A 5,541-nucleotide genomic window follows, 5' to 3' on the forward strand; every position below is an offset into this window, starting at 1 on the left:
CTGGCAAGGCTGGCGCCGGCGGATCGGTCACCTCTGCGCCTGATACCGGTACGCCCACCAGCGCGCCCAGCACCCCGGTGGGCGGGCCAACCGTCAACATCGACGACTTCTCGTTCGCCCCAACCACCTTGACCATCCCGGCCGGATCGACGGTGACGTGGACCAACAAGGACGGCGAACCCCACACCGTGGTCGCCAACGACGGATCGTTTCACTCCCCGGCCATGGACACCAACGGCACCTTCAGCTTCACGTTCCCGACCGCGGGCACCTTCGACTACGTCTGCTCGATCCACCCGTTCATGCACGGCACCGTCGTGGTGACCAAATGACCGGCGAGAACGGCGATCCCGAGGGCATGACGCGACGCCAACTGATGCGGCACTCCGCCTGGTTCGGCGCGGCCGTCGTCCTGACCGTGGCTGGCGGAGAGGTGATCTCGCACGTCGCCGGGTCGCCCAACACGACCGCATCGCAGGCCGAGGGCCGCCCGGCGCTGCGCTTCGTCCAGGTCAGCGACAGCCACATCGGCTTCAAGGGCACCGCCAACCCCGACGTCACCAACACCTTCACCCATGCCATCGACCAGATCAACGGCTTGGGCTACACCCCGGACTTCGTCATCCACACCGGCGATCTGACCCACCTGTCCACCCCCGATCAGTTCGACCAGGTCAAACAGATGCTGGGCGGACTGAAGACCCCGCACGTGTTCACCGTGCCCGGTGAACACGACTCCACCGACGACGCCGGCCAGAAATACCGCCAGACGTTCGGCGCCGGCTCCCAGGGTGGCGGCTGGTACAGCTTCGACATCGCCGGGGTGCACGTCATCGGTTTGGTCAACACGCTCAACATGACCAAACTCGGCCATCTGGGCACCGACCAACTCGACTTCGTTCGCAAGGACGTCGCGGCACTCTCGAGCGACACTCCGATCATCGTGTTCAGCCACATCCCGCTCTTTGCGATGTACCCCGACTGGGGATGGGGCACCGAGGATGCCTCCCAAGCCTTGAGCTATCTGTCGCGGTTTGCGTCGGTGACATGCCTCAACGGCCATGTGCACCAACTCTTTACGAAGACCGAGGGCAATGTGACCTTCCACAGCGCCACCACCACTGCCTACCCGTTGCCACACCCCGGCGACGGCCCGACACCCAAACCGCTGACGCTGCCCGCCGGACAACTCGCCGACGTCCTTGGCATCAGGGAAGTCACCTACGTCAAGGGCCAACAATCCCTCGCGGTCAAAGAGGACAAACTGCAATGACTCTCGTCGACACCCGACTCACCGTCCGGACCGGCATCAGTGCGTGCCTAGTCGTCAGCGGCTACGTTCACGCCTACCTCTACGTCGATGGCTACCGCTCCATCCCCGCCATCGGCCCATCATTTCTGCTGCAGGCCAGCCTGTCCTTCGCGCTGGCCGTCCTGATCCTCGCCGGGGGCCCGTGGTGGCTGACGGCCGCAGCCGCTGCCCTTGCGCTCGGCGCCCTAGCGGCGTTCGCGCTGTCACGGACGGTCGGCGTGTTCGGGTTCACCGAGGTCGGTTGGCAGCCAACGCCCTACGGCGCCCTCGCAGTGATCGCCGAGGTCCTCACTATCGTGTTGGGCGCCGCAATGCTGATCCGGGCGCGCACAAACCGAACCCATCCCTCGATGATTTGAGGGCGACTCCGCGCAGCGCAACGGCCCTGTGGCATCGTCGGTGCTGGCGGTGGCACTCCCCGGTCGCTCTCGGCGATCCTCTGCCGGCGCCGCAAGCCGAAGGTGCGAAGGCAACCATGACCGATCAACCCCTCGATGCATCCACCCGGCTGGCGCTGCAACGAACACGCCTAGCTCAGGAACGCACCCTGATGGCCTGGATCCGAACGAGTATGTCCCTGATCGCCTTTGGGTTCACGATCTACAAGTTCTTCGAGTACCTCGCGACCGATGAGCGGCGCCGCGAACCGATCCTTAGTCCCTGGGTCGTCGGGATGGTCATGATCTGCGTGGGCCTCGCTGGCCTGGCCCTGGCGTGGATACAGAACCGACAACAGATGAAGGCTCTCGTCGCTGAAGGCGGGCCGATGCCCTACTCAATCGCCGGCGTCATGGCCGGTTTCATCGCGTTCCTCGGCGGCCTCTCCCTGATCGCGGTCGCCTTCAGGCTCTAGCGCGCAATTCACGGCTAACAGCGCGATTGAAGCTCACGTTCTCGATCAGGAAGCTCATCCCTCTCGCTGACGGGCGCGACCGCCACTAGCTGCGACGTTCGCGGTCTCGGATGCATGTGTGTCACCGGTTCTTTCGCCGGGGGAGGCTCACGAACACCCGCACAACGCGGCCCGGGGCACGTTCATTGAGGTCGGTGGGGCGCTCCAGCCCGCACCGGCGCCCAGGTTCAGCCGCACGCCGGACGCGCATCCAGTACCAATCGACCATGGTGGTCGTGACGTCGCAGGCACCCTCCAGGGCTGGGGCATCGCCGAGTCAACGGCTGCGCGCCTTCAGGCAGCGGACGCGGTGTCCTGAAGGTGTGGTGACACGCGGTCATTGGCAGTCTCGTTCGAATCTCTGAGCTGCGATGATGATGGTGGGCGCGACAGGTATCGAACCTGCGACCGCTGGTGTGTAAAACCAGAGCTCTACCACTGAGCTACACGCCCGTGCTCGGACAAGCTACACGGCCGAGCGGCGGAGGAGGAAATCCCATCAACCATCTCGCAGAGCCGCGAGCGCCCTGGTCCACACCGCTTGATCGCGGGGCTCCCCCGGCCCGTTCATCTCGGCGAACCCGATGACACCTGCACGATCGATCACGAAGGTGCCCCTGTTGGCGAAGCCCGCGTCACCGTTGAACACGCCGTACTCCCGAGCCACCGCGCCATGCGGCCAGAAGTCCGACAGCACGGGGAACGTGAAGCCGCTCTGCTTGGCCCAGACCTTGTGAGTAGGTGGCGGCCCCACCGAGATCGCCAAGGTTTGGGTGCCGTCGTCGACGTAGTCCTCCAGATGACTCTGGATCTCGTCGAGTTCGCGCTGGCAGACAGCCGTGAAGGCTAGGGGGACGAACACTAGGAGGACGTCCTTGACGTCCCGATACCCGCTCAGCGTGACGGGCCGACCGTCCTGATCCTTCAGCGTGAAATCGGGCGCCGTGACGCCAACGTCGATCACGCGTCAGCGCCGTCCTGTCGGCCCCGACTTGGGTTGGACGAGCCTGCTGGCAATCCAGTCGCCGAGGTTGGCCGACGAGGTCTGCATGAGGCCGGCCGTTGGCGCGGATTCGGCGATGTCCGACGGTCGCACGTGTCCGGGTTGACCGGTCTTGGGCGTCACCACCCACACCACGCCATCCTCGGCGAGGGGCGTGATGGCGTCCATCAAACGATCCACCAGGTCGCCGTCGTCGTCGCGCCACCACAGCAGCACCACGTCGATGACGTCTTCCGAATCCTCGTCGAGGAGCTCTGCACCGCAGGCGTCCTCGATGTCGAACCGGATCTCATCGTCGGTGTCCTCGTCCCAGCCCAGCTCCTGGACGAGTTGATTCTTCTCGATGCCCAATTTGCGGGCGTAGTTCGGCGAGTCCGCCGCAACCACCGTTTCCTCCTTCAGCCAGCGTGTCAGCTTTGCCCTATCGTCGCACGGCTTGGGCCGTCACTCGACGCCTGGCGCTCCGAAAGCATCAATACGCGGCCTCACAGGCTGCTCCGGCCGCGGTCTTGGAATCGTTCAACTGGCGGATCGCGACGTTGAATTCGTCGGGTCCCGGGTTGCGCGACAGCACGCCGGCGAGTTGCCGTGCCGAGTCCACCCAACCGTTCAAGGCCTTGGTCAGATCGGGCGACAACGGGCTGGACAAGCTGCCCGACACCTGGTCAGCGCTGCGATTGAGCGCATCGACGGCCGGCCCGACCTTGCCCGGCGCATCCGGCGCATCGTTGTTGAACGCATCGACGTAGGTGTTGACCGCCTGGATCGAATCACCACTACTCGCGCCGAACGCGTCGCAGGAGGTGTGCACGGCAGCCTTTGTCACCGCGACCTGTCGTTCGGACTCCGACGCCGCCACCGATGACGCGACCGACGCCCGGTAGTCGGGTGCTTCGACGCTGTCGTAGGTGGCCGACCCGTGGGTGATGGACGTACAGCCGACGACGATCATCGCCAGGCCGGCAAGGCTCCCCGAAACCAAGCCGACGACCCGCGGCCGTCCCGCTCGCCACCACGTCCTCACAGTCTTCAGACCGTACCGGTTGGCCGGATTCATCGCCGGTTCATCCCAGTAGGTCAACCCCGCCCGTACATCTACGGCACGATAGGAGCACGATGGACACGACGCTAGAAAACAAGATGAACGTCACGTGTGACGGGGTCACGAGCTCCCGATCACGTCTACCGAGGAGCGGCAGTTGACCACCGAGTTCGCGCGCCAAGACCTGGCCCAAAACTCTGGCACCGCAGGCGAACCCGATCGGGTGCGCGTCATCCGTGATGGCGTTGCGTCCTACCTACCAGACATCGACCCCGAGGAAACCACCGAGTGGTTGGAGTCGTTCGACGCGCTGCTGGAGCGATCGGGGCCAGCGCGGGCGCGGTACCTGATGTTGCGCCTGCTGGAGCGTTCTGGCGAACAGCGAGTCGCGATTCCAGCGTTGACTTCGACGGACTACGTGAACACGATTCCGACGGAATTGGAGCCGTGGTTCCCAGGCGATGAGGACGTCGAGCGGCGTTACCGCGCCTGGATCCGGTGGAACGCCGCCATCATGGTGCACCGCGCGCAACGGCCGGGAGTCGGTGTGGGCGGCCATATTTCGACGTATGCCTCATCGGCGTCGCTCTACGAGGTGGGGTTCAACCACTTCTTCCGCGGTAAGGCCCACCCCGGCGGTGGCGACCACGTCTACATCCAGGGTCACGCCTCGCCGGGCATCTACGCACGCGCCTTCCTGGAGGGCCGGCTAACAGCGGACAAGCTCGACGGGTTCCGTCAGGAGCACTCTCATCCCGGCGGTGGCATCCCGTCCTACCCGCACCCGCGGTTGATGCCCGACTTCTGGGAGTTCCCGACGGTCTCGATGGGCCTGGGCCCGATGAACGCCATCTATCAGGCGCGGTTCAACCACTACCTGCACGACCGCGGCATCAAGGACACCTCCGATCAGCACGTGTGGGCATTCCTCGGCGACGGTGAGATGGACGAGCCCGAGAGCCGCGGGCTCATCCAGGTCGCGGCCAACGAGGCGCTGGACAACCTGACCTTCGTGGTGAACTGCAACCTGCAGCGCCTCGACGGCCCGGTGCGCGGAAACGGCAAGATCATCCAGGAGCTGGAGTCGTTCTTCCGCGGTGCGGGCTGGAACGTCATCAAGGTCGTCTGGGGTCGGGAGTGGGACGCGCTGCTGCACGCCGACCGTGACGGCGCCCTGGTCAATCTGATGAACACCACCCCCGACGGTGACTATCAGACGTACAAGGCCAACGACGGCGGCTACGTGCGCGATCACTTCTTCGGCCGTGATCCGCGTACCAAGGCTCTGGTCG

The 5,541-nt window shown here is 65.1% G+C and carries 8 protein-coding genes and 1 tRNA gene; 5 read left to right on the forward strand and 4 right to left on the reverse strand.

Going from position 1 to position 5,541, the window contains the following annotated elements; translation table 11 throughout:
- From QOD90_RS03910 to QOD90_RS03925, 4 genes are all read left to right on the forward strand, one after another.
- On the forward strand, window positions 1-332 hold a 332-nt coding region (locus tag QOD90_RS03910; RefSeq protein WP_526346871.1), incomplete at its 5' end, for a cupredoxin domain-containing protein.
- Window positions 329-1,273: a metallophosphoesterase family protein gene (locus QOD90_RS03915; protein WP_526346873.1), complete on the forward strand. Its 945-nt coding sequence runs from the start codon at window positions 329-331 to the stop codon at window positions 1,271-1,273. The genes QOD90_RS03910 and QOD90_RS03915, both read left to right, overlap by 4 nt.
- Window positions 1,270-1,671, forward strand: coding sequence for a hypothetical protein (locus QOD90_RS03920; RefSeq protein ID WP_526346875.1), 402 nt, complete (start codon window positions 1,270-1,272; stop codon window positions 1,669-1,671). The genes QOD90_RS03915 and QOD90_RS03920 overlap by 4 nt, the downstream gene beginning before the upstream one ends.
- Window positions 1,672-1,787: 116 nt before the next feature.
- On the forward strand, window positions 1,788-2,165 hold the full coding sequence (locus QOD90_RS03925) for a DUF202 domain-containing protein (protein ID WP_526346876.1): 378 nt from the start codon (window positions 1,788-1,790) through the stop codon (window positions 2,163-2,165).
- Between the two features lie 417 nt (window positions 2,166-2,582).
- Here QOD90_RS03925 and QOD90_RS03930 read toward each other — a convergent pair.
- The 4 genes from QOD90_RS03930 to QOD90_RS03945 form a co-directional block, all read right to left on the reverse strand.
- Window positions 2,583-2,657: transfer RNA gene (locus QOD90_RS03930), tRNA-Val, on the reverse strand.
- Window positions 2,658-2,703: 46 nt separating this feature from the next.
- Window positions 2,704-3,168 carry a peroxiredoxin gene (locus QOD90_RS03935; RefSeq protein WP_526346878.1) on the reverse strand — a complete coding sequence of 155 codons (465 nt, stop codon included), beginning with the start codon at window positions 3,166-3,168 and terminating at the stop codon, window positions 2,704-2,706.
- A 3-nt stretch (window positions 3,169-3,171) separates the two neighbouring features.
- Complete coding sequence (locus QOD90_RS03940; protein ID WP_526346880.1) at window positions 3,172-3,594, reverse strand: DUF3052 family protein; 423 nt, start codon at window positions 3,592-3,594, stop codon at window positions 3,172-3,174.
- 85 nt (window positions 3,595-3,679) lie between these two features.
- Entirely contained in the window at window positions 3,680-4,231 is a 552-nt protein-coding gene (locus tag QOD90_RS03945) for an Rv2240c family protein (protein WP_526346882.1), read from the reverse strand.
- A 175-nt stretch (window positions 4,232-4,406) separates the two neighbouring features.
- Between QOD90_RS03945 and QOD90_RS03950 the strand changes: the two genes are divergently transcribed.
- A partial coding sequence (locus QOD90_RS03950; protein ID WP_526346884.1) for a pyruvate dehydrogenase E1 component-related protein occupies window positions 4,407-5,541 on the forward strand: 1,135 nt, incomplete at its 3' end.

Source organism: Mycobacterium sp. (assembly GCF_032161845.1).
GTDB lineage: Bacteria > Actinomycetota > Actinomycetes > Mycobacteriales > Mycobacteriaceae > Mycobacterium.